4 protein-coding genes and 1 pseudogene are annotated in these 4,190 nt (G+C 72.5%); 2 read left to right on the forward strand and 3 right to left on the reverse strand.

Annotated elements, in window-relative coordinates:
• Positions 1-109: 109 nt before the first annotated feature.
• From ABZ449_RS41765 to ABZ449_RS41775, 3 genes are all read right to left on the reverse strand, one after another.
• Positions 110-1,537: a hypothetical protein gene (locus ABZ449_RS41765; RefSeq protein WP_360357310.1), complete on the reverse strand. Its 1,428-nt coding sequence runs from the start codon at positions 1,535-1,537 to the stop codon at positions 110-112.
• Between the two features lie 217 nt (positions 1,538-1,754).
• The gene (locus tag ABZ449_RS41770; RefSeq protein WP_360357312.1) at positions 1,755-2,525 is read right to left on the reverse strand and encodes a lysophospholipid acyltransferase family protein; all 771 of its coding nucleotides are present in this window, start codon (positions 2,523-2,525) and stop codon (positions 1,755-1,757) included.
• A gap of 224 nt (positions 2,526-2,749) precedes the next feature.
• Positions 2,750-3,175 carry a DUF4395 domain-containing protein gene (locus ABZ449_RS41775; protein WP_360357315.1) on the reverse strand — a complete coding sequence of 142 codons (426 nt, stop codon included), beginning with the start codon at positions 3,173-3,175 and terminating at the stop codon, positions 2,750-2,752.
• Positions 3,176-3,487: 312 nt separating this feature from the next.
• Here ABZ449_RS41775 and ABZ449_RS41780 point away from each other — a divergent pair, with 312 nt between their 5' ends.
• Positions 3,488-3,814 carry a thioredoxin family protein gene (locus ABZ449_RS41780; RefSeq protein WP_360357318.1) on the forward strand — a complete coding sequence of 109 codons (327 nt, stop codon included), beginning with the start codon at positions 3,488-3,490 and terminating at the stop codon, positions 3,812-3,814.
• 263 nt (positions 3,815-4,077) lie between these two features.
• Positions 4,078-4,190 (forward strand): annotated as a pseudogene (locus ABZ449_RS41785) (electron transfer flavoprotein subunit beta); the annotation flags it as partial.

Consider the following 4,190-nt stretch of genomic DNA (forward strand, 5'->3'; position numbering starts at 1 on the left):
ACTGCAGGGGGGACCCTGTGGGAGAGTAGGACGCCGCCGAACAATTATTCAGAAGAACCCCCATCCGGTTTCCGGATGGGGGTTCTTCGCGTTTTCGGAGCCAGGAGCTCTATTCGTCGGACCCGGACCCGGAGCCTGACCCTGAGCCGGAATCCGACTCGGATTCCGTCCCGGGTCGCGGCTTTTCGGTGGCTCCCTGCCCCTGGGCCTGGGCCGGCTGCTGGTCATCCGGTCGCGGCGTCCGGGAGGTCTGGGGTGCCTGCGACGGCTCCGCCGATGCCTGATCCGAAGGCCGGCCCGACGGCTGATCGGTCGCCTGGGCCGTGGCCTGAGTCGCTTCGGCGGGAGTCACCGAGTTCTCCGCCGTTCCCCAAGCCGGGCGGCTGAGCCACTTGTCCGCGCTGTTGGTGAGACGGGCGACGCCCGTACCGTCCGGCCGCATGCTGTAGAGGTCGGCGCCGGTGCCCGCGGGGGCCTGGGCGAAGACGATGGACTTGCCGTCGGGCGCGTAGGCGGCCGTGCCGTAGAAGGTGTCCGAGGGCGCGGGGGTGAGGGCGCCGATGGCGCTGCCGTCGGGGTGGACGGTGTAGATGCCGCCGCCGGGGGCGTTGTCGGGGCCGGCCGGGTAGGTGGTGAAGAGGATCTGGGTGCCGTCGGGTGACCAGTCCGCACGGTCGCCCGCGCGCAGTTCCCAGGGGGTGAGCTGGCGCAGCCCGGTGCCGTCCGCGCTGACGACGTAGATGGCGCGGCTGTTGGCGGGCTGCCCGGTGGCGCTGGTGCGGTACTCGAAGGTGAGCTGCTTCCCGTCGGGGGACCAGCTGGGGTTGCTGACCGTGCCGGAGTAGGGCTTGTCGTTGGTGAGGAAGGTGAGCCGCTGGACGTCGGTGCCCTCGGGGCTCATCAGGTAGAGGTCCGAGTACTGGGTCTGGCGGCTGCCGGCCGAGTCCTGGGCGCCCCAGGAGCGGCTGAAGGCGATCTGCTTGCCGTTCGGGGCGAAGGCGGGGGCTCGTTCGTCCTCGTTGGCGCAGTCCGCGGTGCCGCTGTCGCAGAGCTGGCTGACCTGGTGCTCGGGGCCGCCGTTGGTGGGAACGGTCCAGAGCCGGGCGGCACCGCTCTGCGGGTCGGTGCGGTCGAAGGCGATGGTGGTGCCGTCGGGCGACCAGTCCGGGCGGTCGTCGAGGGCGCGGGCCGGTGGTTTGGTGACCTGGTACTGGCCGGTGCCGTCGGGGGAGAGGGTGACGATCGCGCTGCTGGTGCGGGCGGCGTCGGTGTAGGCGCGGCTGACGATCAGCCCGTTGTGCACCGCGGCCGCGGGCGCTCCGACGGCCGCGCCGACGACGCCCGGGGTCTCGGTGGGTGTCGCTTCCGGGGGGGCGGTGGGAGTCTCGGGCCGGATCTCCGAGAGCGGGATCTCCCCGGGTTCGGCTCCGCAGCCGGTGAGCAGGGCGCCGAGGAGCAGAAGGCCCGCACCGGCGCTCGCGCGGGTGCGGGCCCTGCCCCTGGGTGACTGTCGTGTGCCGGTGGTGTTCCGTGTCATCTCCGCCTCCGAGCCTTTCGACCGCTCCGACGTGTGCCCCCGCCGCGGATTCAGGACGAAGGCCCCTGAAAGGAGCTGTCACTGTGTCAGACGGGGAGCGTCGGCGGCCGGGCGACACGCGACGGATCGCGATCGCTCGATCGCACGGAGTAGGCGTAGGGAGGGGAGTGGGGAGGAGCGGAAGGAAGAGGGGGGAGAGAGGGGGGAGAGAGGGGCGTCAGCCCCGGGCGGCGCGGCGCTCGGCCCGGGCGAGGGCCTCCGCCTCGTCCTCGGCCTCGGCGACCTCCAGGGTGGGCGCGGTGCCGCCGAGGTGGGCGGGCAGCCACCAGGTGTCGTCCTGGCCGGAGGGCTTGCCGGGGTACTCGCGCTGGGCCTGGTCGAGCATCTCGCTCATGGCGGCGCGCAGTCGTCGGGTGACCATCACGGGCTTGTCGTCCGGGCCGAGGTGGATCGGTTCGCCGATCATGATGGTGACCGGGACGTGCCGCTTGGTGAGGGTCTTCGGGCGGCCCTTGGTCCAGAGCTGCTGGGTGCCCCAGAGCACGACGGGCAGCAGCGGGGTGCCGGAGTCGGCGGCCATCCGGGCGGCGCCGGTCTTGAACTTCTTCAGCATGAAGGAGCGGCTGATGGTCGCCTCGGGGAACACCCCGACCACCTCGCCGGCCTTGAGGGCGCGCACGGCGGCCTCGTACGCGGGCTGGCCGTCGGCGCGGTCCACCGGAATGTGCTTCATTCCGCGCATCAGCGGGCCGGAGATCCGGTGCTTGAAGACGTCGTCCTTGGCCATGAAGCGGGTCTTGCGCTTGCCGCCGCGGTACGCGCCGAGGCCCGCGAAGAGGAAGTCCAGGTAGCTGATGTGGTTGCTGACCAGTACCGCTCCCCCCCTGGCGGGGATGTGTTCGGCGCCCACGATCTTGATCCGCACGTCGAGCGCGCGGAAGGCGGTGAGTGCGGCGCCGATCACCGGCGGGTACACGAACTCTGCCACGGTCAGTCCTGACTTCCACGGGCCGGAGCCCGGTTCGGCGGGTGCCCGCTCCGTTGTGCGGGCGGTGCCGACCGGAGCACGGCACTCCGCGGCGGTCACGGGTGATTCACGGAGATGATCCCCCGAACGAGTGCCCGCTGTCACCTGAGGCGTGCGGTCAAGCGAGTTTTGGCGGTGTGATCTCCGTGATGAATTCGAACGGGAACTTTTTTCCGCCGCGCGCATCAGGCGCCGGCGGTGAGTCGGCCCTGTGCGCGCCGGACCAGGGGGTAGAGCTCGCTGCCCACGCAGTAGCCGAACGCGGCGTGGACGAAGGCGACGGTGAGGGCGGCCGAGGCGGCCAGCACACCGAGCCAGACCACCTCGGTGCCGTAGCCGAGGGCGCCGACCGAGGCGAACACCATGAGGACGCCCTGGTCGAGGCGGAGCGGCCGCTCGTCCTCGGTCGCGGAGGGCGGTGCGAGTCGCGGGAGCACGAGCACCTGGCACAGCCGGACGCACAGGGCCACCCGCAGGCCGCCGAAGGCGCCGAGGGCGGAGAGGAGCGCCTGGGTGGCCAGGAGCGGGCAGTTGCCGGTGCGCAGGACGACGGCCAGGACGATGGAGGTGAGCGCTGCGGCCAGGCGGGAGCCGCGGGGATCGGTCTGCAACGGTGGCTCCGGGGGTCGCGACGGGCGGCGGCAGCGGTGGGGCGCCGGCGGGCGTCAGCCTCGTCGGTGGACGGCCCTGGCCGGGGCGGTGACGCGACGACAGGTCGGCGGCGGCGTGGGGCGGCGGTCGGGATCCATCGGCCGATCGTACGTGCCCGGGCCCCGGCGGTCGACCGCGTTTCGGGCACCGCGGGCGCTGCCGCAGACTGGAGGGATGACCCGGCCGCCGACGCGTGTTGTGGTGCCTCGACGGCGGCCGCGACCGGCCCGCCGGGGGCCGGGAACGACCTGGGAACGACGGGAGGCCGAGGGTTGAGCACCGAGGACGGGGCAGTACGGCTGTCGGAGGCCGAGCTGGGCGGGCCGCTTGGCGCGCGGGCGACGCTGGTGCAGTTCTCGACCGCCTTCTGCCAGCCCTGTCGGGCCACCCGGCGGGTGCTCTCCGAGGTGGCCGGGATGGTCGAGGGGGTCGAGCACGTCGAGGTGGACGCCGAGGAGCGGCTGGAGCTGGTCCGCCGGCTGGAGGTCCGGCGGACGCCGACCGTCCTGGTGCTGGACGGGGCGGGCCGGGTGGTGCGGCGGGCGTCGGGGCAGCCGCGCAGGGTGGACGTGATCGCGGCGCTCGGTCGCGTGGTGTGAGCCCGGTGTGATCAATCCGGCGTCACGTGTTCCGCCCCGTCGGGTGGAGTCGGCCCCCGGCTGGGGCAGGATGGGCGCAGGCGGCGGAGCGGCCGCACGGCATAAGCTACTGGCCAGTAGTGACCACTGCACTACCGGCGAGTATGCTGCCAGGAAGTTCCGGACCGGCACGGGAATTCGCTGCCCGGAGCGGGTGCGTGCCGTGTTCGCGTCCGCTTGCACCGCCGCAGCCGCCGGACGAGACCAGTACAGGAGACAAGGCCGTGAGCTTGAGGATCGTTGTCTGTGTGAAGTACGTGCCGGACGCGACGGGTGACCGTCGTTTCGCGGACGACCACACCACCGACCGGGAGGGTGTGGACGGCCTCCTGTCGGA

Origin of the sequence: Kitasatospora sp. NPDC005856 (assembly GCF_040629945.1) — a bacterium.
Taxonomy (GTDB): Bacteria; Actinomycetota; Actinomycetes; order Streptomycetales; family Streptomycetaceae; genus Kitasatospora.

Excerpts from the sequence above, each read along its gene's own strand:
- ABZ449_RS41765 (WP_360357310.1), bottom strand. The coding sequence starts at position 1,537 with ATGACACGGAACACCACCGGCACACGACAGTCACCCAGGGGCAGGGCC.